Here is a 24092-nt window from a genome sequence, read left to right as displayed (position 1 = left end):
TGCGGTGATCAGAAAAAACGACTTCGAAAGAGGTCGTTTTTTTGTGTGGAAAAATCTTTTTTGAGTTTACAAGTTGAAATTATTGTTTTATAATAATTTTAAGAACACGATTATTGTAAAACAATAATTTAGAGGGAGACTTATGAAAGAGATTGCTTTAAAAGTTGGAAGAGAAGTTGTTAAAATAATACGCTATCTATCTCTTGTAGGTATGATTTTGATGGGATTTGGTATTTTTGCAGTATTTTTTGCTGGGCAAAATCATGGTGGCTTATTTACTTTGGATTATGGTTATCAAAGTGTTCAGGTCTCTGTCTGGATTCCGATTGTTGTCTTAATAATGGCTATGATTATTTTTTACCTTCTGTTTAGGATAATGCGAGCTTTGGATAAGCTGTTGATAAATTTTCAAGATGAAGAGTATTTTTGCTCCGAAAACATCAATTTGCTTTCTAAAGTTCTTCTTTACCAGATTTTATTCACAGGTATTCAATTACTTGTTAACATCTCATTTAATTTTTCTAAAATAGCAGATGCAAGCAGCTTATTTGATTTATCTTTAAAAGATTATCTTGTGAATATTGTCTTTATTATTATCAATGATATTGCTATTGTTGTGCTAAAACGTGGTTATGAATTGCAAAAAGATCACGATGAGATTATTTGATATGGAAGAAATAAAAGTACATTTAGATAAGGTGTTAAAATCAAGAAATATCACCTCTAAGGAGCTGGCTGAGAAAATAGGAATCACCGAGGCGAATTTGTCTATTTTGAAGACCGGGAAGGCAAAAGGGGTCAGGTTTAATACCTTGATGAGTATTTGTAGAGAGTTGGATTGTCAGCCGGGAGATATTTTAGAATATAGGAGAGATTATGATGAAAGTAATTAAGGTTTTGGGAGTGGCTTTATTATTTGGGTTGCTATCTGGCTGTGGTATTGTCTCAGAAGCTTCTTATGATACCGCTGGTGCCATTAAAGCAGAAAGTAGTAAAGCTTATCAAAGTGAAGAAGAACAACTAAATGTTAAAGATATTTTAGTAGTAAACAAAGATGAGGTTTTACCTTTAGAGAATCACTTTTCTGGGACAGTGTATGTCATGTTTACAAAAGAAGATTTGAAAGAAGGTCTGAAGACTGATTTTTCACTGAATGACAAATCATTAACAGATGTTAAAGAAGATAGTCAGGATGATTTCAATATCCGCTATCATAAGAAAACATATTTCTCAGCTAAAAAAATTTCGGTTGAAAACCTTGATCAGATTAAAATGACTTCAACTTGGCCAGATGACATTGCTTTAACTTTGCGTTCTAAATAAAAAATAACCTCACTAAAACTTATGCTTAGTGAGGTTATTTATTTTTATTGTTGTGGTGTCATTGCGTTTAGGATGTTGTATTTCTTTTGTAGGAAATAACGTCCGACAAGTGATACAACACCGATGATTAACATTACGATTGGTGGTAATTGTGGATTAAGAACGGCTGGTAAGAATGCAGTTGCGGTGTATAGGAGAACCCAACCAAGCATTGATAAACCAAGTACAAGGAAAGTTTTTTTCCAACCTGGACGTTCGCTCTTAGGTTTACCAGCGAAGCGATAGATGAAGTGGTAAGTTGCGTACATAGCAGCACCTCCACCAAAACCAAGGGCAAGAAGTGAGAAAAGTCCAGAGCTAGTTGCTGCTGAATTAAAGAATCCCATAAGGGCGTTAAGTAGAGCAACGATTCCGATGAAAAGAAGTGATGTATCTAACCACATTAACCAAGGGTTATCATTTTTCTTTTCTTGGTTTGCTTTAGCATCAGAAGCTTTTTCAGTGAAAGAAGCAGCCCAAACCGTTGGTGCACCAAGAAGGGCACGAGCAGTTAAGCCTTTTTTCTGATTTTCAATGATTGTTGGTAAAACTTCTTCCAAAATTGCTTGGATTTCTTCGTCAGATTTACCATCTTCAATCAATTGATTAGTAGCAATGTGAATAAATTCTTGGTTCTTTTTAGTAAGATTAGTTAAATCCATAAATATTCTCCTGTATAAGGTCTTATAAGATAAAGCCAGTTATTAGTTAGAGAAAACAAAACCTTTGCTTTTTCTAACTAGTAAATGCCCAAAATTCATTTTCAATAAAGTCACAACAAGAGAAAAGCGATTCAGTATTAATCACTTTTCAAACTAGTCAGAGAGTTAGGAAATCTCCAACAAAACTACGAATTAGTAAGCTGCCTAGGAAGAATCCTGATAGCTATTTAGTCGCGTAAGTAGGTGATGATTGTTACGACGAGAGAAAAGTGATTCGACATTAATCACTTTTCGAGCTAGTAAGAGAGTTAGGGAAGTCATATAAGACTTCCCGTCGTTTTAAGAGTAGCTTTAGCTACCTTAAAACGTACTCTATTAAAACCATTTCTTCCTGAAGAAGTAGAATACCACAGACAAGCTCATGGCAGCGGCGATGAAGACAATGTACCAAAAGGCATGTGGTAGACCATTTAATGGTAACCAGTTGTTTTGGAAGTTCATCCCGTAGGCAGAGAAGATAACCGTTGGAATATCAAGTGCCATGGTCATCAAAGCCAAGGTTTTCATGATGGTATTCTGGTTGTTGTTGATGATTGAAGCGGTTGTTTCAGTCATGGCATTCAAGACATTTTCGTAAATGCCAGCCATCTCAATGGCCTGTTGCGTTTCAATCAGAGTATCTTCAAGCAAATCTTCGTCTTCGATGTATTTTTTCAAAGAGCTGGTACTACTCGAAAGTTTTTTAACGATACGTTCATTGAATTTCAATGAGGCTTTCAAGTAGACGATAGATTTTTCAAGCTCCATCATGTCGATTAATTGTTCGTTACGTGTAGCATTTTCCAATTCTGCTTCGATTCGGTCGCTTTGACGGTCGATAGAACGAAGGGCTGTTAGGAATAGCTCTGCGTTACGATAAAGCAGTTGAAAAACAAAACGTGTCTTCATGAAGGTATAGAAGTTTTTCACACGACGATTGAAGAAGTTATCAAATAATGTTAATTCTTGTAAACACGTTGTGATAACCGCGTTGTCAGTTACGATGATACCTAGCGGAATTGTCACATAATAGCTTTTGTTATTACGTTCTTCGTAGGTTGGGACGTCGACGATAATCAAAGTATAATCGTCTTCGACAGAGATACGTGACGTTTCTTCAAGGTCGAGTGGTGCACGAAGGTCTGTGATATCGATATTAAATTGTTCGGCTAAACTCACAGACTCTTCCTGGGAGGGGTTAACCAAATTAATCCAAGCTCCTGGCTCGAATGTATTGATTTCTTTAAACTCTAACGCTGTTGATAGAAACATTTGTTCCATAAAAACAACCCCTCCTTTTGCGATGAGATACAAGAACTATTAAACTATGATAACTAGTTAGGACCACCAGCGATAGTGCCGTCTTTAGTTCTTGTTCAATGATTTTTTTAAGTTGTAAAATAATCTCTTTTTAGACAAAACTCTACATACTAGTCTATTATACTACAATTAGCAGTTTTTGGGGACAGAGAAAAGTAGAAAATTTGTTATAATGAAATAAGAAGAAAATGTACTCGCAAAGAAAGGATGGAAAGCTAAGCGTGGCCTAGTGTCAAGCTTAGCTTATCTCATAGATTATGCAAGATAAATTAATTATCCGTGGGGCTCGTGCCCACAATTTAAAAAATGTCAATGTTGAGATTCCGCGGGACAAATTGGTTGTTGTGACTGGTTTGTCAGGGTCTGGAAAATCAAGTTTGGCATTTGATACGATTTACGCAGAAGGGCAACGTCGTTACGTTGAAAGCTTGTCTGCTTATGCCCGCATGTTTCTTGGTAACATGGAAAAACCTGATGTGGATTCGATTGAAGGTCTTAGCCCAGCTATTTCCATTGACCAAAAAACGACAAGTAAAAACCCACGCTCTACCGTAGGGACAACGACAGAAATCAATGATTACCTGCGCTTGTTGTATGCTCGTGTGGGAACGCCTTACTGTATTAATGGGCATGGTGCCATTACAGCGTCATCGGTTGAGCAGATTGTTGATCAGGTTTTAGCTTTGCCAGAACGGACGCGTATGCAGATTTTAGCGCCAGTGGTTCGTCGTAAAAAAGGGCAACACAAGACAATTTTTGATCGCATTCAAAAAGATGGCTATGTGCGTGTGCGTGTGGATGGTGAGATTTATGATATCTCAGAAGTGCCAGAGCTTTCTAAGAGCAAAATGCACAATATTGAAATTGTCGTGGACCGTTTAATTAATAAAGACGGTATTCGTTCACGTCTTTTTGATTCTGTGGAAGCTGCGCTTCGCTTGGCAGATGGTTATGTCATCATCGATACCATGGATGGCAATGAATTGCTCTTTTCTGAACATTATTCATGTCCTGTTTGTGGTTTTACGGTGCCAGAGCTAGAACCGCGTCTTTTCTCATTTAATGCGCCGTTTGGTTCATGTCCAACTTGTGATGGTTTGGGAAATAAATTGGAAGTTGACTTGGATTTGGTGATTCCTGACCGTAGCAAAACGCTTCGTGAGGGAGCGCTAGCGCCATGGAATCCAATCTCATCAAACTATTATCCTGCTATGCTTGAACAAGCCATGGAAGCCTTTGGGGTTGATATGGATACGCCTTTTGAGGATTTGAGCGAAGACGAGCAAAATCTTGTCCTTTATGGTTCAGGTGAGCGTGAATTCCATTTCCACTATGTCAATGATTTTGGTGGCGAACGCAACATTGACCTTCCATTTGAAGGGGTGGTTAATAATATTAACCGTCGTTACCACGAGACAAATAGTGATTTTACCCGCAATGTCATGCGCGGTTACATGAATGAATTGCCATGTCCAACTTGTCATGGTTACCGCTTGAATAATCAAGCGCTCTGCGTTCGTGTAGGTGGTGAAAATGGTTTGAATATTGGACAAGTGTCTGATTTGTCAGTTGCTGACCACTTGGAACTCTTAAATCACCTAGAACTCTCTGAAAATGAAAAGACGATTGCCACACCAATCGTTAAAGAAATCAAAGACCGTTTGACTTTCTTAAATAACGTGGGATTGAATTATTTGACCTTGTCACGTTCTGCGGGGACTTTGTCAGGTGGTGAAAGTCAACGTATTCGCTTGGCAACACAAATTGGTTCAAACTTGTCTGGCGTTCTTTATATCCTTGATGAACCGTCGATTGGTCTTCATCAACGTGACAATGACCGCTTGATTGACAGTTTGAAGAAGATGCGTGACCTTGGCAATACCTTGATTGTTGTTGAACACGACGAAGATACTATGCGTCAAGCTGATTGGTTGATTGATGTCGGACCAGGAGCTGGTGAATTTGGTGGGCAAATCGTCGCTTCAGGAACGCCAGAAGAAGTTGCTAAGAACAAGAAATCAATCACAGGGCAATATTTGTCAGGTGCAAAAGAAATTCCTGTGCCACTAGAACGTCGTAAAGGTAACGGACGTTTCCTACGTGTTCTTGGTGCTTGCGAAAACAATTTGCAAAATATTGACGTGACTTTCCCGCTTGGAAAATTCATCGCAGTGACAGGGGTATCTGGTTCTGGTAAATCAACCTTGGTCAACAGTATTTTGAAAAAAGCTGTCGCTCAAAAATTAAATCGTAATTCTGATAAGCCAGGTAAGCACAAAGCGCTTGAAGGCGTGGAAAACATTGAACGTTTGATTGATATCGACCAAAGCCCAATCGGTCGTACACCGCGTTCAAATCCTGCAACTTATACAGGTGTCTTTGATGATATCCGTGAATTGTTCGCTAAGACAAATGAAGCTAAGATTCGTGGATACAAGAAAGGTCGTTTCTCATTTAACGTCAAAGGTGGACGTTGTGAGGCTTGTTCTGGTGACGGAATTATCAAAATTGAAATGCACTTCTTGCCAGATGTTTACGTGCCATGTGAAGTTTGTCATGGCACACGTTATAACAGTGAAACGCTTGAAGTTCATTACAAAGATAAAAATATCGCTGAAATTCTCGATATGACAGTTAATGACGCGGTTGAGTTCTTTGCGCCAATTCCTAAAATCGCCCGCAAATTGCAAACCATCAAAGATGTTGGTCTTGGCTATGTCACACTTGGTCAGCCAGCCACAACGCTTTCTGGTGGTGAAGCACAGCGTATGAAATTGGCTAGTGAACTTCACAAACGCTCAACTGGTAAGAGTCTTTACATCCTTGATGAACCAACGACAGGTCTTCACACAGATGACATTGCCCGTCTGCTTAAAGTTCTTCAACGTTTTGTGGATGACGGCAATACCGTGCTTGTCATTGAACACAACCTTGATGTGATTAAGACTGCTGACCACATCATCGACCTTGGACCGGAAGGTGGTGTTGGTGGTGGACAAATCATCGCTACAGGCACACCAGAAGAAGTCGCCAAAGTCAAAGAATCTTACACAGGACAATATTTAAAAGATAAATTGAAATAAAAATCACAATTAGTAAGCTTTTTGAAAATTATGGAATTATAAGTGGACAAATCGTAAGCGAGGATATGGAAATTATGGCATTATATTTAGGAATTTTTACTGTTTTTGTTGCAAGTCTTGCAATTTATTTATCGGATAAAAAGAAAAAATAACCCCCAAAAATAGCTTTAGATTTCATCAAGGTAATTTGGAAGAGTACGAAAGGTATTCTTCCATTTTTGTTAAATACTTAAATGTTCTTCTATCACTTGGGATTCTTTGTGTTATAATGATTCTAATTTATGGGAGACGGTATTGGTTACTGTTGAGATTTATTGGAGGATTTATGTCTTATTCAAAAGAAGTTAATCGCTATGTTTTTCCATTGATTGCGACCAATATTGCACAGCTTTTGATTAATCAATTGTCACTGCATTTTGCGGTTAATGATTCCAGTGTTGCCCTTTCTGGAATATCTGTGATTCAAAATTTCTTATTTGCCTTTGGTGGGATTTTAGGGGCTTTTAGCTTGTCTTTTAATATCAAAGGGGCACGTGCTTTTGCAGAAAATGACAAGAAGCGTTTTAAAGATTTGTTTAAGTCCTCTTTCTTACTTGATGTGGTGATAGGTGCTAGTTTTTTAGTCATCTGTGTAGTTTTTGGAAAATCCTTTTTACGTTTATTTTATGGATTTTCAGGAGAATTGCTTGACTTATCAACACTTTACCTCGTTATTATGTCACCGTATATTCTTCTGACCTTGTTAACATTTTTGTTGACAAATGTTTTAAAAGTTGAAAAGAAAACCAAGCCGATTTTTTGGATTGGGCTTGTTAGCTCGCTGCTTGATGTGGTGATGAATTACTATTTGGTTCCAATTTTTGGAGTGAAGGGCGCAGCGATTTCTGCTATAACTTCTTTGTTTTTAGTGGTTTTGGCTTATTTTTATTTAGTTCATGATGTGATTTTTGAGGCTTTGAAATCTCAGTCAACTTGTAAAAAAGAGTTAATTCTTTTTGGGATTCCTTTAACCATTCAAGAAATTTTAGAAAGTGTCCTTTTTATCATGGCTTTTGATGCTTTGATGGGACGTCAAGGCCTAAAAATACTTTCTATCTATGCAGTGATTAGTCAGCTCTTTTCAATGGTGCGTTTGCCTGCTTATATGTATGCTAGTGCGGTTTCTGTCTTTTTGCCGCAAGCTGGTCAAAAGCATGAAAATAAGTCATTTATGCGCGTGATTTATCGAAATAGTTATCTAATGAGTTTTGGATTTGCTGTGATAGTGACGCTTTGTGCTAATATCTTTGCTGAATTCTTATCAAGTCAAATTAATACAAATATCATTGCGCTTACGGCATTTACTATGCTAGTCATGGCAGCCACCCCACTTTACGAAAGTTCAAAAATGCTTTTGCAAAGTAGCCATGCTGAAAAATGGGTGGTCAGTATGACGACTGTGGTCAATCTGCTAAGCATCGCTGTTTTACTGATCATTCAATTTCTGGGTCTTCAAAGCTACCAATCGCTTTATTTTATTTACGGCTTAAGCCTAGTTATTCTAAGTATTTTGTTCATCAAAAAAGCAAATTCAATAACTTAAAAGAACCTGATGGTTCTTTTTTTACGATAAAATTGATTTACCAGCTAAGTATTTTGTGAAAAAACGTGAAAAAGGCGATTGTTTCAAGGATTTTCTGGTATAATTATTTTAAAAAACGAGAGAGGGAGAGGTTCATGTTAGCAAGACTGAAAAGATTTGATGCTAAGTTAGATGAAAAAGAGCTGGACGCCATGTTGGTGACTGGTCAAAATAATATTTATTATTTGACAGGTTTTTGGGGGACAGCAGCAACTGTCTTTATTTCCAAAACACGTCGTTTGTTCGTAACGGATGCTCGCTACACTTTGATTGCTAAGCAAACGGTTCAAGGATTTGATATCATCGAAAGCAGAGATGCACTTTCTGAAATTGCTAAGGCGATTGCGTCTGATGCGATTTCGACGATTGGTTTTGATAGTCAGGTGTCATTTGCTTATTATCAGACTTTGCAGGGTGTGTTTGCAGGTTATGATTTGGTAGCTACGACGAATTTCATGGAAGAATTACGCATGATTAAAGATGCTTCTGAAATTGCGACTATCCGAAAAGCTTGCTCGATTTCTGACCGTGCTTTTGCGGACATGCTAGACTTCATCAAACCAGGTCAGACAACAGAATTGCAAGTAGCGAATTTTCTTGATTTTCGTATGCGTGAGTATGGAGCTTCTGGGGTATCTTTTGAAACCATTGCAGCATCAGGTTACCGCTCTGCTATGCCTCACGGCGTAGCCAGTGAGAAAGTTATCCAGTCAGGCGAAACCTTGACCCTCGATTTTGGTTGCTACTACAATCATTATGTCAGCGACATGACGCGTACTATCCACATCGGTGAGACGACAGATGAAGAGCGTGAGATTTATGATGTGGTTTTGCGCGCTAATCAAGCTGTGATTGATTCGGTCAAAGCTGGTATGACACGCCGTGATTATGATAAGCTAGCGCGTGATGTGATTGAAAAAGCTGGTTATGGTGAGCACTTCACACACGGAATTGGTCATGGAATTGGACTTGATATTCACGAAATCCCATTCTTTGGAAATTCTGATGAATTGGTTGAAGTCGGCATGACCATCACCGATGAACCAGGCATATACCTTGATAACAAATACGGTGTGCGTATCGAAGATGACCTTGTCGTCACTGAAAAAGGGTGCGAGGTTCTGACCTTGGCACCGAAAGAATTGATTATCTTGTAATAACTAAACGTTTAGAAAAGGAGGAAAACAATGACTGAAAGACTTTCTTGGGAAGATTATTTTATGGCAAATGCGGAGTTGATTTCAAAACGCTCAACTTGTGATCGTGCCTTTGTCGGAGCTGTTTTGGTTAAAGATAATCGTATCATCGCCACTGGTTACAATGGTGGTGTTTCTGAAACTGATAACTGTAGCGAAGCAGGACATAAAATGGAAGACGGTCATTGTATCCGTACCGTTCACGCAGAAATGAATGCCCTTATCCAGTGTGCTAAGGAAGGCATTTCAACCAAAGGTACAGAGATTTACGTGACACATTTTCCGTGTATTAACTGTACCAAAGCGCTTCTTCAAGCAGGAATTAAGAAGATTACTTACAAAACAGCTTACCGCATGCATCCATTTGCTATCGAATTGATGAAACAAAAAGGTGTCGAATGCGTTCAGCACGATGTCCCAGAAGTGAGACTTGGCATGGATGATTTTGATGACTAATAAAAAGAGCACTCAAAAGAAGTGCTCTTTTAGTCTTTTTAGTTCAATTTATCTTTTAGAATTTTTTCGTCAATTTCGGAAGCTGGCGTCCAACCTTTTTTTAACAAATCATTGATGTAAAAGTTGTTGTATAAAATAGCAAAAGCAATGTTTAAGCCAAGTCCGATGCCAGTATCGACATTAAGACTTAGTGAGAGCATTCCCCCTAAAATCATTGCTCCAAGCATAATGCCAAGCCATTTCCAATCCTTACGAAAAAGTGGCACAAAGCAATAAAAGAATAGCGTTGTCCAGCTGAAACCAACTTTAACTTCTTTAATCTCTCCCTCTGGACTCTCAAGTTTCACTTTCATATTCAGTAAATCTCCCTTTTTAATAAATTTCTAAAGTTTTATTGTATCAAAATTGGATTTTTTTAACAATGAAGTCTAAAATAGTAGGAGAGGGTTATTCTTTTGAAAACCAAAAAGATTTGAGCCATAGCGTATTTTATGGTAAAATGAAGTGATAAATAATTTATAAGAGGTAATGAATAAATGATTGAAGCAAGTAAGCTTAGAGCAGGTATGACTTTCGTAACATCTGATGGAAAACTCATCAAAGTTCTCGAAGCAAGCCACCACAAACCAGGTAAAGGTAACACAGTTATGCGTATGAAACTTCGTGACGTACGTACTGGTTCAACATTCGATACAACTTACCGTCCAGAAGAAAAATTCGAACAAGCAATCATCGAAACACGTGCTGCACAATACCTTTACAAAATGGATGACACAGCATACTTCATGGATACTGAAAGCTATGAACAATATGAAATTCCAGTTGCTAACGTAGAACAAGAATTGCTTTACATTCTTGAAAACTCAGAAGTTAAAATCCAATTCTACGGAACTGAAGTTATCGGTGTGACTGTTCCTACAACTGTTGAATTGACAGTTACTGATACTCAACCATCAATCAAAGGTGCTACAGTTACTGGTTCTGGTAAACCTGCAACTCTTGAAACAGGTCTTGTTGTTAACGTACCAGACTTTATCGAAATCGGTCAAAAATTGGTAATCAATACGCAAGAAGGTACTTACGTATCACGTGCCTAAGCTTGCCAGTAGAGCGGGTAGAGAGGGCACCGCTCTCTTTACTTTTTAATCCTTAAATTTAATTAGAAAGGAAATGCTTATGACAACTGAAAATATCGGTGATATTGTTATTTCACCACGAGTACTAGAAGTTATCACAGGTATTGCTGCAACAAAAGTTGATGGCGTTCACTCACTTCGTAACAAAGCCATGACTGATACTTTCAGCAAAACAGTTTTAGGTAAAGGTGTTTACCTTCAAACAGAAGAAGATGGTACAGTTAACGCTGATATCTATGTATATCTTCAATACGGTGTCAACGTTCCTGCTGTTTCAATGGCTATCCAAAAAGCTGTTAAAGCTGCAGTTTACGAAATGGCAGAAGTGACTATCTCATCTGTCAACATTCACGTTGAAGGAATCGTTCCTGAAAAAACACCAAAACCTGATTTGAAAGCATTGTTCGACGAGGATTTCTTGGATGACTAATAACTTTACAAATTCAAGACGTGACCTTCGTGAACGTGCCTTCCAGGCACTCTTTAGCCTCGAATTTGGTGGAGACTATTTGGCAGCTGCTGAATTTGCCTACACTTACGACAAGAAAATTGAAGAAGACGAAGAAGTTCAAGTTCCAGTATTTCTTTTAAACCTTGTCAAAGGTGTATGTGATTTGCAATCAGAACTTGATCAACAAATCGAAGCACACTTAAAATCAGGCTGGTCACTAGAGCGTTTAACACTAACTGACAAAGCTTTGCTTCGTTTAGGTCTTTATGAAGTGAAATACTTCGAAGAAACACCTGGACGTGTAGCGGTCAATGAAATCATTGAAATTGCTAAAAAATATTCAGACGAAACATCAGCAAAATTCGTCAATGGATTGTTGAGTCAGTTTGTTACTGAATAATACATGAAAGAGAGATGCTTGTCATCTCTCTTTTTTTTGTACCTAAAAAGCACAGACATAAATGCCTGTGCTTTTGTGTTTATTAGATACTTCCACCGGGAAGAAGTGAAATTGGTAAGATGTAGTCTTTGCTTGTTTTTTCGCCTTTAATACGTTTTAGGAGAATGTCCACAAGTAGACTAGCGATTTCATCGATTGGCTGACGGATAGTTGTCAATTGTGGGAAGAAGTTCTCGATAAATGACGTACCGTCGTACCCGATAATTTTCAAATCTTCAGGGATTTTTAAATCTAATTGTTTTGCGATTTTCATGGTTAAAATGGCTGTCAAATCATCGGAAACAAAGATACCATCAGGTCTAGTTCGTGCGATGATGGATTTGATTTCCATTTCACGGCGAATTGTGGATAAGTTGTTAGGAACTTTGAAAACTTCACCGTGAGGAATTTGAAATGTAAAACCAAGGGCACGTAATTCGGTTGGAGAATCAGTGTTATCGTGTCCGGTGATCATGATGATATTTTCGCAACCATTTTTTTGAAGGGTACGAGCAGCTAGCTTACCTCCTTCAAAGTTATCTGAAGCAATGATAGGAACGTTTGGGGCCAGGTTTCTATCAAAAGCAATAATAGGTGCACTGACGCGTTCGTAATCATCGATACCAAGGTTATGACTTGATGAAATGATGCCGTCAACTTGGTTAGCTTCAAGCATTTCGATGTATTCACGTTCCTTGGCAGGGTCATTTTCACTGTTGCAGATAATCGTTTTATAACCATGTTTGAATAGTTCGATTTCAAGATATTCAATCAGTTCAGAATAAAAGATATTGCTAATATTAGGAAAGATAAGTCCGATGAGTTGGGCTGATTTTCCTTGAAGTCCACGAGCGAGGTTATTAGGTTTATAGCCTAAAGTTCTCATAGCTTCTTGAACTTTTTGTTTTGTCTTTTCTGACAAATAACCTTTGTTGTTGATAACGCGTGAAACGGTTGTTGGGCTAACCCCAGCAAGTTCAGCAACGTCAGTTAATTTTGCTACCATATTAGTACTTCAAATCAAAGTATGTACCAGTAACGTCTCCAGATTTAATAGCGATGCCATTTTGGCCAGCTTCAGGGAAGACACGGCTAGTAAATACTTTTTCTCCTTTATTGATAAAGATTTCAACGACTGAATTATCTACAAAAATATTAGCACTTGTTTCTTTCGCATCGATTGTGCATTCACGGCTTGTGCCAAATTCTGTAGCGTATTGAACACCAGCTTTACTGCGGTCAAGAATAATTTTACCGTCTTTAGTATCGACCGTCAAGCTGAGTCCATTGCCTTTGTCATCAGCAAAGAGAAGGATTTCAGATTTTTGATTTGCAGGGAAATTTAATTCTAATTCATAAGTATTAGTTGTCTCAGATTTATTAGCAAATGCTTCAGAGTCAGCACGAAGTGAGGTGATTGCTTCAACTGGGTATTGGTAAAGTTTACCATCTTTAATAGAAAGTTCTTTAACAAGACTTAAAGCACCTTGGTAATCGTATTTATCTGTTGGGTAATCAACATCAGGAAGTCCAATCCAGCTGACAACTAATGTGCGCCCGTCAGGGGCATTGAATCCTTGAGTAGCATAGGCTTCAAAACCATAGTCAAGGTTTTGAATGTCTGAAGCGCCAACTAATTTTGCATGTTCTGTGTCAAACGATTGACATACTTTATAAGTATTTGGATAAATGTTGCGGTAATCAAGTTCAGATTTATCAAGGCCTTGTGGGCAGTAAAGAAGAACTGGTTTATCATCAACAAAAACAAGGTTTGGACATTCAATCATGTACTCTGAACCAGTACCGCCGAAGTCGAGATTGCCAACTTCTTCCCAGTTTTCAACATTGTTATCAACTGCTTTATAAAGTTTAACAAAGCCTGATTTTTCAGGGCTTTGAGCACCTACGATAGCGTAGAATTGCCCTTTGTAATTGAAAATTTGAGGGTCACGGAAGTGCTCTGTGGCATCTTCAGGTTGGCGGATAAGAACGTCATCCATTTTAGTGATCTTGTGGTCTTTATCCATCCAAGCACCGATTTGAAGTGGGTCACGTACCCAGTTTTCGTCACGAACATTTCCTGTATAGAACAAGAAGAGTTTGTCATTGATTTCATAGGCAGAACCAGAGTAAGCTCCGTGGCTATCGTTTTTAGTGTCAGGGCGAAGTTCTACATTAGTTTCATGGAAATGAACCAAGTCTTCAGATTCAGTGTGAACCCATTGTTTTAGGCCGTGAGCAGCGCCAAAAGGCCAATTTTGATAGAACAATGTATATTTGCCGTTAAAGTATGAGAAACCGTTAGGGTCATTTAATAGTCCAGTTTTAGGCTCGATGTGGTAGCTGGTATGCCAAGGTGATTTTTTCACATTTTCAGTGATTTTAACCACCTCTTCCTCGCTCCAATCAGCGTAAGCACGGTATCGTACTTCTTGAGGTAAATTCATAATTTTCTCCTTTAGTTTATCTATCTACTATTAATATAGTAAACGTTTTCCGCCTAAAAATCAATTATTTTCCCGCAAAAAGAAAAAAATATGATAAACGCTTGACATAAAGCGTTTTTATGATAAAATGTAAATGTAGTTAAGTGAAACGCTTACAACCAAGCTTACAAAAGTAATTTTATATAAAGGAGTTTTTGCAAATGGATAACGCACAGATTGCAAAAGAGATTGTTGCTGCTTTAGGTGGCCGCGAAAACGTACGCAGTGTCGCTCACTGTGCCACACGTTTACGTGTTATGGTTGTTGATGAAGCAAAAATCGACAAAGACAAAATTGAAAATCTTGACAAAGTTCAAGGAGCTTTCTTCAACTCAGGACAATACCAAATTATCTTTGGTACTGGTCTAGTTAACAAAATGTACGATGAAGTTGTTGCTCTTGGTTTGCCAACAGCTTCAAAAGATGAACAAAAAGCAGAAGCTGCTAAACAAGGAAATTGGTTCCAACGCGCTGTCCGTTCATTCGGTGACGTATTTGTTCCATTGCTTCCAGCTATCGTAGCGACTGGTCTTTTCATGGGTATCCGCGGAGCTATCAACAATGATACAATCCTAGGACTCTTCGGAACAACTTCTGAAGCATTCTCATCTACAAACTTCTACACATACACTGTTGTATTGACAGATACAGCCTTTGCTTTCTTCCCAGCTTTGATTTGCTGGTCTGCATTTAACGTATTTGGTGGAAGCCCAATCGTAGGTCTTGTTCTTGGTCTTATGATGGTTAACAACTCACTTCCAAATGCTTGGGATGTTGCCTCAAAAGCTGCAGAACCTATTAACTTCTTTGGATTCATTCCAGTTGTTGGTTACCAAAACTCAGTTCTTCCAGCATTCTTCGTAGGTTTGCTTGGTGCGAAACTTGAAAAATGGTTACACAAAAAAATTCCAGATGTGCTTGACCTCTTGTTGGTTCCATTCTTGACATTCTTGGTAATGTCAATCTTGGCACTCTTTGTCATTGGTCCAGTTTTCCACACTGTTGAAAACTACGTTCTTGCAGGAACTAAATTCTTGCTTAGCTTGCCATTTGGTCTTTCTGGTCTTGTTCTTGGTGGTATTCATCAAGTTATCGTGGTTACAGGTGTTCACCACATCTTCAACTTGCTTGAATCTCAATTGATTGCTGCTGATGGTAAAGACCCATTCAACGCTATCATTACTGCTGCAATGACTGCCCAAGCTGGTGCAACTCTTGCTGTTGGTGTTAAAACAAAAGATGCTAAACTTAAAGCTCTTGCTTTCCCAGCTGCTCTTTCTGCAGGACTTGGTATCACAGAACCAGCTATCTTCGGTGTGAACTTGCGCTTTGGTAAACCATTTGTATTAGGTCTTGTTGCTGGTGCTTGTGGTGGTTGGTTAGCTTCAATCTTCAACCTTGCTGGTACTGGTTTTGGTATCACAATTATCCCAGGTACTCTTCTTTACTTGAACGGTCAAGTTCTTAAATACATCATCATGGTTCTTGCAACTACAGCTCTTGCCTTTGTATTGACTTACATGTTCGGTTACGAAGATGATACAAAAGATGTTAAAGCTGCTAAAGAAGCAAAAGAAGTAGCTGAAGAAGTTACTGCACTTGCTCAAGCTGGTGTTTCTGAAGAAACAGTTGTAAGCCCACTTTCAGGTCAAGCTGTTGAACTTTCTGCAGTTAATGACCCAGTCTTCTCATCAGGTGCTATGGGTAAAGGTATCGCTATTAAACCAAACGGAGACACAGTTTACTCACCAGTTGATGGTACTGTTCAACTTGCTTTTGAAACAGGTCACGCTTACGGTTTGAAATCTGACAACGGTGCTGAAATCCTTATCCACATCGGTATTGATACTGTCTCAATGGCTGGTAAAGGATTTAACCAAAAAGTTGCTGCTAACCAAAAAGTTAAAAAAGGCGATGTTCTTGGAACATTTGATCGCGCAGCTATTGCAGAAGCAGGTCTTGATGACACAACAATGATCATCGTGACAAATACAGCTGACTACCAAGAAGTAACACCAGTTGCTCAAGGTGAACTTGCTGAAGGTGCTGCATTGCTAGAACTCAAATAAGTATATATCTATAATAAAAGAGGTTCTAATGAACCTCTTTTTATATGGAGTTAAATACTGATACAATAAGCTTTGTAGCACTTTTGTACTTGATATATCTTTTGATTTTTTGTATAATATTTGATAGAAAACTAGCAATTAAAAGGGAGATAACATGACTAAATTATACGGTAGTGTCGAAGCAGGTGGAACAAAATTTGTTTGTGCTGTTGGTGATGAGAATTTTCAAGTTATCGAAAAAGTTCAATTTCCAACAACAACACCTTATGAAACAATTGATAAAACAGTAGCTTTCTTCAAACGTTTTGAAGAAGATTTGGCAGGGATTGCTATTGGTTCATTTGGACCAATCGATGTTGATGAAAACTCAAAAACATACGGTTACATCACAACAACTCCAAAACCACATTGGGCTAACGTTGACTTGGTTGGCTTGATTTCAAAACACTTTAAAGTGCCATTTTACTTTACAACTGACGTAAACAGCTCTGCTTACGGTGAAACAATCGTTCGTAAAGGCGTTAAGAGTCTTGTTTATTACACAATCGGTACTGGTATTGGTGCTGGAGCTATTCAAAACGGTCAATTTATCGGTGGTCTTGGTCACACAGAAGCAGGTCACGTATACGTTGCTCCACACCCACAAGATGTTGCTAAAAACTTTAACGGTGTTTGCCCATTCCACAAAGGTTGCTTGGAAGGTATGGCAGCAGGTCCATCACTTGAAGCACGTACAGGTATCCGTGGTGAATTGATTGAACTTAACTCTGATGTTTGGGATGTTCAAGCTTACTACATTGCACAAGCTGCTGTTCAAGCAACACTTCTTTATCGTCCAGAAGTGATTGTCTTTGGTGGTGGTGTTATGGCACAAGAACACATGCTAAAACGTGTTCGTGATAAATTTAAAGCTTTGATGAACGATTATGTTCCAGTTCCAGATGTTACAGAATATATCGTGACACCAGGTGTGGCTGAAAATGGTTCTGCGACTCTTGGTAACTTTGCTTTGGCTAAGAAAGTTTCAGAACGTTAATCGCTTGATTAACAAAATGTTAGCGAGATTGAGGAAAAGTCCATTTGGGATGATTCTTCAATCTTTTTTTACGCTGACAATTCCTTGTGAATTACAGTGCTTTCTTGTTGTTAAGGTGAAAAAAGAGTATAATCGTAGCAGGTGAAATACTCAGAAAATACTAAGAATGATATTAATATAAAACTAAAATATCAAGGCATTTTTATCGCTTGTAGAAGAGAGCTGCAATGGTAGCGCATTCTTGTAATAGAGCGCTTTTTATGATAAAATGTGATGATAAGTTTATCGAAAGGAATTGGGATGGCAAATATTCTACGAACTGTTATCGAAAACGATAAAGGCGAATTAAGAAAATTAGAAAAAATTGCAAAGAAAGTTGAGTCATACGCTGATGCGATGGCTGCTTTGTCTGATGAAGAATTAAAAGCAAAAACACCAGAATTTCAACAACGATATCAAAATGGTGAAACCTTAGATCAATTATTGCCAGAAGCTTTTGCGGTTGTTCGTGAAGCGGCTAAACGTGTTCTTGGTCTTTACCCATACCGTGTCCAAATCATGGGTGGTATTGTAATGCACAATGGTGACGTGCCTGAAATGCGTACTGGTGAAGGTAAAACATTGACTGCGACTATGCCAGTTTACCTTAACGCCCTTGCTGGTGAAGGGGTTCACGTTATCACAGTCAACGAATACCTTGCAACACGTGACGCAACTGAAATGGGTGAAGTCTACAGTTGGTTGGGACTTTCTGTAGGAATCAACTTGTCTGCAAAATCACCATATGAAAAACGTGAAGCCTACAACTGTGATATCACTTATTCTACAAACTCAGAAATCGGTTTTGACTACCTTCGTGATAACATGGTTGTTCGTCAAGAAGATATGGTTCAACGTCCACTAAACTTTGCTTTGGTCGATGAAGTTGACTCAGTTTTGATTGATGAAGCAAGAACACCTTTGATTGTTTCAGGTCAAGTAACTTCTGAAACAAGCCAACTTTACGTTCGTGCTGATAAATTCGTTAAGACTCTTGAAAGTGTTGATTACGTCATCGATGTGCCAACAAAAACAATCGGCCTAACTGACAGTGGTATCGACAAAGCTGAAGAATATTTCCGCTTAGAAAATCTTTACGATTTGGAAAATGTTGCCTTAACACACTACATTGACAATGCCCTTCGTGCAAACTACATTATGCTTTTGGACATTGACTATGTGGTTAGTGAAAATGGCGAAATCTTGATTGTCGATCAATTTACAGGACGTACAATGGAAGGCCGTCGCTTCTCTGATGGCTTGCACCAAGCCATTGAAGCTAAAGAAGGCGTGCGCATTCAGGAAGAATCTAAGACAAGTGCCTCAATTACTTACCAAAATATGTTCCGTATGTACAAAAAATTGGCAGGTATGACTGGTACAGCGAAAACTGAAGAAGAGGAATTCCGTGAAGTTTACAACATGCGCATTATTCCAATTCCAACAAACCGACCAGTAGCACGTATTGACCATCCAGATTTGTTATACCCAACACTTGCTTCTAAATTCAGAGCAGTAGTTGAAGATGTTAAACGTCGTCATGCTAAAGGTCAACCTGTCTTGGTTGGTACGGTTGCCGTTGAAACATCAGACCTTATTTCTAAAAAATTGGTTGAAGCTGGTATTCCACACGAAGTCTTGAATGCTAAAAACCACTTTAAAGAAGCTCAAATCATCATGAACGCTGGTCAACGCGGTGCGGTTACAATCGCAACCAACATGGCTGGTCGTGGTACAGATATCAAACTTGGCGAAGGGGTTCGTGAACTTGGTGGTCTTTGCGTCATCGGTACAGAACGTCACGAAAGCCGTCGTATCGATAACCAGCTTCGTGGACGTGCAGGTCGTCAAGGTGACCCAGGTGAATCACAATTTTACCTATCACTTGAAGATGATTTGATGCGTCGTTTCGGTTCAGATCGTATCAAAGCATTCCTTGATCGCATGAACCTTGATGAAGAAGAAGCTGTTATCAAATCTAAGATGCTCACACGTCAAGTGGAATCAGCTCAAAAACGTGTTGAAGGTAACAACTACGATATGCGTAAACAAGTCCTTCAATACGATGATGTGATGCGTGAACAGCGTGAAATCATTTATGCTGAACGTCACGATGTTATCACAGCAGACCGTGATTTGGCACCTGAAATCAAAGCAATGATTAAACGTACAATTAATCGTGCTGTTGATGCACACAGCCGTGCAGACCGCGAAGAAGGTATCAAGGCTATCTTGAATTTTGCTAAATCAAACTTGGTTGCGGAAGATTCTATTAAACTAGCTGACCTTGAAAATCTAGATTTTGAAGAAATCAAAGAAGAACTTTACAAACGTGCTTTGGCAGTTTACGATGCTCAAATCGCTAAACTTCATGATGAAGAAGCTGTTAAAGAATTCCAAAAAGTTTTGATTTTGATGGTTGTGGATAACAAGTGGACAGACCACATTGATGCCCTTGATCAATTGCGTCAATCTGTTGGTTTGCGTGGATACGCTCAAAATAACCCTGTTGTTGAATACCAATCAGAAGGTTTCCGTATGTTCCAAGCTATGATTGGTGCTATTGAATTTGACGTGACACGTACAATGATGAAAGCACAAATTCACCAACAAGAACGTGAACGCTCAACAGAACGTGCAACAACTATGGCTGAAAAGAATATCTCTGCTCAACATGTTCAAGCACAATCTGATATCGATTACTCTAACGTTAAGCGTAACGATTTGTGCCCATGTGGATCAGGTAAAAAATTCAAAAATTGCCACGGTCGCAAACATTTTTAAAAAAGACAACAGAAAATTCTGACAATTTATTGAAAAACCTCTTGAAAATGGTATAATATATGAAATCTTAACTAATTTCAGGAGAGGGAAAATATATGTCATTTAAAGCAACAAGTAAAAAGATTAATTTCGATGCTCTTAAAGAAGAATCAAAATTAACTGGTGACGTTCTAGCTAAAAAAGAAGCTCGTGATCGCGAACTAGAAGCTATCATTAAAGGTGAAGATGACCGAGTTCTTTTGGTCATCGGCCCTTGCTCATCTGATAATGAAGATGCTGTGCTTGAATACGCTCGTCGTTTGGCTAAACTTCAAGAAGAAGTCAAAGATCGTGTCTTTATGGTAATGCGTGTCTACACAGCAAAACCACGTACGAATGGTGATGGTTATAAAGGTTTGATGCACCAACCTGATACATCAGAAGCACCAAGCTTGATTAACGGTATTAAAGCCGTTCGTCACCTTCATTATCGTGTGATTTCAGAGACTGGCTTAACAACAGCAGATGAAATGCTTTATCCAGAAAATCTTCCATTGGTAGATGATTTGGTATCTTATATTGCTGTTGGTGCGCGTTCGGTTGAAGACCAACAACACCGCTTTGTTGCTTCAGGCATTAGTGTCCCAACAGGGATGAAAAATCCTACTTCAGGTAACTTGAATGTGATGTTTAACGGTATCTATGCCGCTCAAAATAAACAATCATTCTTGTTTAACGGTGAAGAAGTAGAAACATCTGGTAATCCATTTGCACATGCTATCCTTCGTGGTGCACTTAACGAATACGGTAAAAATGTGCCAAACTATTACTACGATAATGTCATCGATACTATCGAACAATACGAAAAAATGGGACTTGAAAATCCGTTTATCGTTATCGATACTAACCATGACAACTCAGGAAAACAATATTTAGAACAAGTTCGTATTGTCCGTCAAACATTGATTAACCGTGATTGGAATGAAAAAATCAATAAATACGTTCGTGGTTTCATGATTGAATCATACTTGGAAGACGGACGTCAAGACAAACCTGAAGTCTTTGGTAAATCAATCACAGACCCATGTCTTGGTTGGGATAATACTGAAAAACTTGTTCACGAAATTTACGATACACTAGGTAAATAATTTATGGGAATACATCAAAAGAGTGCAACGATTGATATTGCACAAGTCAAAGAACTATCAAAACTAGAAGGTGATTTTCTTGCTAAGAAAAAAGCGCGTGATGCTGAATTGGCAAAAATCATCAAAGGTGAAGATGACCGTATTCTCTTGGTCATCGGTCCATGCTCGTCTGATAATGAAGATGCTGTACTTGAATACGCTCATCGTTTAGCGAAAATTCAAGAAGAAGTGAAAGATAAGATTTTCATTGTTATGCGTGTTTATACAGCAAAACCGCGTACAAATGGTGATGGTTATAAAGGGTTGATGCATCAGCCTGATACGTCAAAACTTCCAGATTTGATTAATGGTGTTGCTGCTGTTCGTCATTTGCATTATCGTGTCATCACAGAAACTGGTTTGACAACTGCAGATGAGATGTTGTATCCTGATAACCTTACCTTGGTAGATGATTTGGTGTCATATCATGCTATTGGAGCTCGTTCGGTTGAAGACCAAGAGCATCGTTTTGTTGCCTCTGGAATTGATGCCCCTGCAGGGATGAAAAATCCAACATCTGGTAATTTGAATGTGATGTTTAACGGTATTTATGCCGCACAAAACAAACAAAACTTCATCTACCATAATGCAGAAGTTGAAACTGATGGTAATCCATTGGCGCATGCTATTCTTCGTGGTGCACTAACTGAGCATGGCGAAAATGTACCAAATTACTATTATGATGACTTGTTGAAAGCAATTGCTCATTACGAAAAAATGGGACTTGAAAATCCATTTATCGTTATCGATACGAACCATGACAATTCTGGTAAACAATATCTTGAACAAATCCGTATTGTACGTCAAACATTGATTAATCGCGACTGGAGTGATAAAATTAACAAGTATGTACGTGGATTCATGATTGAATCTTACTTGGAAGATGGTCGCCAAGATACACCAGAGGTATTTGGAAAATCGATCACAGACCCATGTCTAGGATGGGATAAAACTGAAAAATTGATTCGTGAAATCCATGCAACCTTAAGTCATGATTCTTATGAGGAATTGCTATTCTAATTAATTGAATAACCTATGGGGCTGGGGATTTTTCTCAGCTCCTTAGTTTTGGAAATCATTAAGCGATTAAGCTGATAAGAGTTTTGATTTGGTTTAAAATCGTTTTTCACAAAGGAGACGTATGATTATTGGTCATGGCATTGACTTGCAAGAAATAGATGCAATCAAGCGAGCGTATGAGAAGAATAATAGATTTGCAAAGCGCGTGCTGACGGAAAAAGAATTCCAAGTTTTTTCAGGTTTTAAGGCTGAGAAAAGGCAAATGGAATTTTTGGCAGGGCGTTGGGCTGCAAAAGAAGCTTTCGCTAAGGCAATGGGAACTGGAATTGGGACACTTGGTTTTCAAGATATTGAAATTTTGAACAATCAGCTTGGTGCTCCTGAGATTACCCAGTCACCGTTTACGGGTAGATGCTTTATCTCACTTTCTCATACGGGGAATCTTGTGCAAGCCAGTGTTATCTTAGAAGATGATGAGTAACAAGTTTTTTGAAAAATGAAAAGTAGGATTAATCGAGAAATTTTTTACTAGCTTTGGAGGAGAAAAAATGATTTCAAGTTTACACCGACCAACAAGAGCCTTAATTGATTTAGGGGCTATTTGTGATAATATTGAGGCGGTTAAAGCTAATATTCCAGAAGGGAAAAAAGCCTTTGCGGTTGTTAAAGCTAATGCTTATGGACATGGTGCTAAAAAGGTTGCGCAAGCAGTGCATCACTTAGTTGACGGTTTTTGTGTGTCAAATGTCGATGAAGCTCTTGAACTTCGTGAAGCAGGTATTGAAGAAACAATCTTAATCTTAGGTGTTATTATGCCTAATGAAGTTGCTCTAGCGCGTGATTATGACATTACCTTAACAGTGGCTAGTCAAGAATGGCTTGATTTGGCAATTGAGCAAGACATCAGTCTTAAAGGGGTTAACGTTCATTTGAAAGTTGATTCTGGTATGGGACGTATTGGTGTGCGTAGTCTTGAAGAAGCTGAAAGCTTAATGGCTAACTTGAAAAAAGCTGGCGCTAATGTGGAAGGTATCTTCACTCACTTTGCTACAGCTGATGAAGCGGATGATACTAAATTTAATGAGCAATTGGCATTCTTTACAAATATTGTTAATAACTTGAGTGAAAAACCTGCCCTTGTTCATGCTAGTAACTCAGCGACAAGTATCTGGCACAGCGAAACAATCTTCAATATCGTTCGTCTTGGTATCGTGATGTACGGATTGAATCCAAGTGGAACAGATATTGCTCTTCCATATCCGATTAAACCAGCTCTTGGCTTGGAATCAGCTCTTGTTCACGTGAAGACAATTCCAGCTGGTGCGACTGTTGGTTACGGTGCAACTTATAAAGCTCAAAAAGAAGAATATATTGCGACTGTTCCAATTGGTTATGCCGATGGATGGACTCGTGATTTGCAAGGTTTCTCAGTTCTTGTGAATGGACAATTTTGTGAAATCGTTGGGCGCGTGTCAATGGACCAAATCACTATTCGCTTACCAGAAAAATTCCCAATCGGAACTAAAGTAACTTTGATTGGTCAAGAAGGTGACAAGGTTATTTCAGCTACTGATTTGGCTCAAAAACGTGGTACTATCAATTATGAAGTGCTTTGTCTTCTAAGTGACCGTATTCCACGTTTCTATTCAAAATAAGATAAAAAGGATTCTAGATTGTCGTGATTTTCTTACGGCGATTTAGAATCTATTTTTTGTTATAATAGTAGC

22 protein-coding genes are annotated in these 24092 nt (G+C 38.5%); 17 read left to right on the top strand and 5 right to left on the bottom strand.

The features are described from left to right. Nucleotides 1–142 precede the first annotated feature (142 nt). Genes BMX18_RS03350 through BMX18_RS03340 form a run of 3 tightly spaced genes read left to right on the top strand, consistent with a single transcriptional unit; the run spans nt 143 to nt 1323 of the window. Nucleotides 143–667, top strand: coding sequence for a hypothetical protein (locus tag BMX18_RS03350; protein WP_093815071.1), 525 nt, complete (start codon nt 143–145; stop codon nt 665–667). Nucleotide 668: 1 nt separating this feature from the next. Continuing rightward, the gene (locus tag BMX18_RS03345) at nt 669–893 is read left to right on the top strand and encodes a helix-turn-helix domain-containing protein (RefSeq protein ID WP_043895293.1); all 225 of its coding nucleotides are present in this window, start codon (nt 669–671) and stop codon (nt 891–893) included. Beyond that, nucleotides 877–1323 carry a hypothetical protein gene (locus tag BMX18_RS03340; RefSeq protein ID WP_052071095.1) on the top strand — a complete coding sequence of 149 codons (447 nt, stop codon included), beginning with the start codon at nt 877–879 and terminating at the stop codon, nt 1321–1323. Before BMX18_RS03345 ends, BMX18_RS03340 begins: the two co-directional genes overlap by 17 nt. Before the next feature lie 44 nt (nt 1324–1367). Here the strand turns inward: BMX18_RS03340 and BMX18_RS03335 are convergent, their stop codons facing one another. Beyond that, a complete protein-coding gene (locus tag BMX18_RS03335; RefSeq protein WP_093815069.1) occupies nt 1368–2024 on the bottom strand; it encodes a DUF1129 domain-containing protein in 657 nt (218 codons plus the stop codon). A gap of 375 nt (nt 2025–2399) precedes the next feature. Next, on the bottom strand, nt 2400–3344 hold the full coding sequence (locus tag BMX18_RS03330) for a magnesium transporter CorA family protein (protein ID WP_020917419.1): 945 nt from the start codon (nt 3342–3344) through the stop codon (nt 2400–2402). A 296-nt stretch (nt 3345–3640) separates the two neighbouring features. Here BMX18_RS03330 and uvrA point away from each other — a divergent pair, with 296 nt between their 5' ends. From uvrA to BMX18_RS03310, 4 genes are all read left to right on the top strand, one after another. Further along, nucleotides 3641–6466 (top strand): excinuclease ABC subunit UvrA, encoded by a 2826-nt coding sequence (gene uvrA / locus BMX18_RS03325; protein ID WP_093815067.1) that lies wholly within the window; start codon nt 3641–3643, stop codon nt 6464–6466. A gap of 325 nt (nt 6467–6791) precedes the next feature. Continuing rightward, nucleotides 6792–8048 (top strand): MATE family efflux transporter, encoded by a 1257-nt coding sequence (locus BMX18_RS03320; protein WP_093815065.1) that lies wholly within the window; start codon nt 6792–6794, stop codon nt 8046–8048. Between the two features lie 134 nt (nt 8049–8182). Continuing rightward, nucleotides 8183–9244: a M24 family metallopeptidase gene (locus tag BMX18_RS03315; RefSeq protein WP_074965022.1), complete on the top strand. Its 1062-nt coding sequence runs from the start codon at nt 8183–8185 to the stop codon at nt 9242–9244. 30 nt (nt 9245–9274) lie between these two features. Next, on the top strand, nt 9275–9739 hold the full coding sequence (locus tag BMX18_RS03310) for a deoxycytidylate deaminase (protein WP_006531991.1): 465 nt from the start codon (nt 9275–9277) through the stop codon (nt 9737–9739). Nucleotides 9740–9777: 38 nt separating this feature from the next. On the opposite strand, the gene BMX18_RS03305 is transcribed toward BMX18_RS03310, so the two are convergent. Further along, nucleotides 9778–10092 (bottom strand): membrane protein, encoded by a 315-nt coding sequence (locus tag BMX18_RS03305; protein ID WP_024343581.1) that lies wholly within the window; start codon nt 10090–10092, stop codon nt 9778–9780. A 183-nt stretch (nt 10093–10275) separates the two neighbouring features. Here BMX18_RS03305 and efp point away from each other — a divergent pair, with 183 nt between their 5' ends. From efp to nusB, 3 genes are all read left to right on the top strand, one after another. Beyond that, a complete protein-coding gene (gene efp, locus BMX18_RS03300; RefSeq protein WP_074560860.1) occupies nt 10276–10836 on the top strand; it encodes an elongation factor P in 561 nt (186 codons plus the stop codon). A gap of 79 nt (nt 10837–10915) precedes the next feature. Next, nucleotides 10916–11305 (top strand): Asp23/Gls24 family envelope stress response protein, encoded by a 390-nt coding sequence (locus BMX18_RS03295; RefSeq protein ID WP_014335250.1) that lies wholly within the window; start codon nt 10916–10918, stop codon nt 11303–11305. Then, nucleotides 11298–11726, top strand: a complete 429-nt coding sequence (gene nusB, locus BMX18_RS03290) for a transcription antitermination factor NusB (protein ID WP_093815063.1) — start codon at nt 11298–11300, stop codon at nt 11724–11726. The genes BMX18_RS03295 and nusB overlap by 8 nt, the downstream gene beginning before the upstream one ends. A gap of 82 nt (nt 11727–11808) precedes the next feature. Here nusB and BMX18_RS03285 read toward each other — a convergent pair whose 3' ends face one another. After that, nucleotides 11809–12771, bottom strand: a complete 963-nt coding sequence (locus BMX18_RS03285) for a LacI family DNA-binding transcriptional regulator (RefSeq protein WP_039696332.1) — start codon at nt 12769–12771, stop codon at nt 11809–11811. A gap of 1 nt (nt 12772) precedes the next feature. Beyond that, a complete protein-coding gene (locus BMX18_RS03280) occupies nt 12773–14212 on the bottom strand; it encodes a sucrose-6-phosphate hydrolase (protein ID WP_093815061.1) in 1440 nt (479 codons plus the stop codon). A 200-nt stretch (nt 14213–14412) separates the two neighbouring features. On the opposite strand from BMX18_RS03280, the gene BMX18_RS03275 reads away from it, so the two are divergent. From BMX18_RS03275 to alr, 7 genes are all read left to right on the top strand, one after another. Beyond that, the gene (locus BMX18_RS03275; RefSeq protein ID WP_093815059.1) at nt 14413–16320 is read left to right on the top strand and encodes a sucrose-specific PTS transporter subunit IIBC; all 1908 of its coding nucleotides are present in this window, start codon (nt 14413–14415) and stop codon (nt 16318–16320) included. Nucleotides 16321–16474: 154 nt separating this feature from the next. Next, nucleotides 16475–17356, top strand: a complete 882-nt coding sequence (gene scrK / locus BMX18_RS03270) for a fructokinase ScrK (protein ID WP_093815057.1) — start codon at nt 16475–16477, stop codon at nt 17354–17356. Nucleotides 17357–17656: 300 nt separating this feature from the next. Next, the gene (secA, locus tag BMX18_RS03265; RefSeq protein WP_039696336.1) at nt 17657–20179 is read left to right on the top strand and encodes a preprotein translocase subunit SecA; all 2523 of its coding nucleotides are present in this window, start codon (nt 17657–17659) and stop codon (nt 20177–20179) included. Between the two features lie 95 nt (nt 20180–20274). Then, a complete protein-coding gene (locus BMX18_RS03260; RefSeq protein ID WP_074564363.1) occupies nt 20275–21306 on the top strand; it encodes a 3-deoxy-7-phosphoheptulonate synthase in 1032 nt (343 codons plus the stop codon). Nucleotides 21307–21309: 3 nt separating this feature from the next. After that, on the top strand, nt 21310–22365 hold the full coding sequence (locus tag BMX18_RS03255; protein ID WP_074482524.1) for a 3-deoxy-7-phosphoheptulonate synthase: 1056 nt from the start codon (nt 21310–21312) through the stop codon (nt 22363–22365). A 121-nt stretch (nt 22366–22486) separates the two neighbouring features. Then, on the top strand, nt 22487–22846 hold the full coding sequence (gene acpS, locus BMX18_RS03250; RefSeq protein WP_006532004.1) for a holo-ACP synthase: 360 nt from the start codon (nt 22487–22489) through the stop codon (nt 22844–22846). A 67-nt stretch (nt 22847–22913) separates the two neighbouring features. Then, on the top strand, nt 22914–24020 hold the full coding sequence (gene alr, locus BMX18_RS03245; RefSeq protein ID WP_093815055.1) for an alanine racemase: 1107 nt from the start codon (nt 22914–22916) through the stop codon (nt 24018–24020). The last annotated feature ends 72 nt before the right edge of the window (nt 24021–24092 follow it).

The organism is Streptococcus sp. 45 (assembly GCF_900108865.1).
Classification (GTDB): domain Bacteria; phylum Bacillota; class Bacilli; order Lactobacillales; family Streptococcaceae; genus Streptococcus; species Streptococcus ruminicola.
Note: the sequence above shows the minus strand (reverse complement) of the source record. Positions and strands in the feature narration are given on the sequence as shown.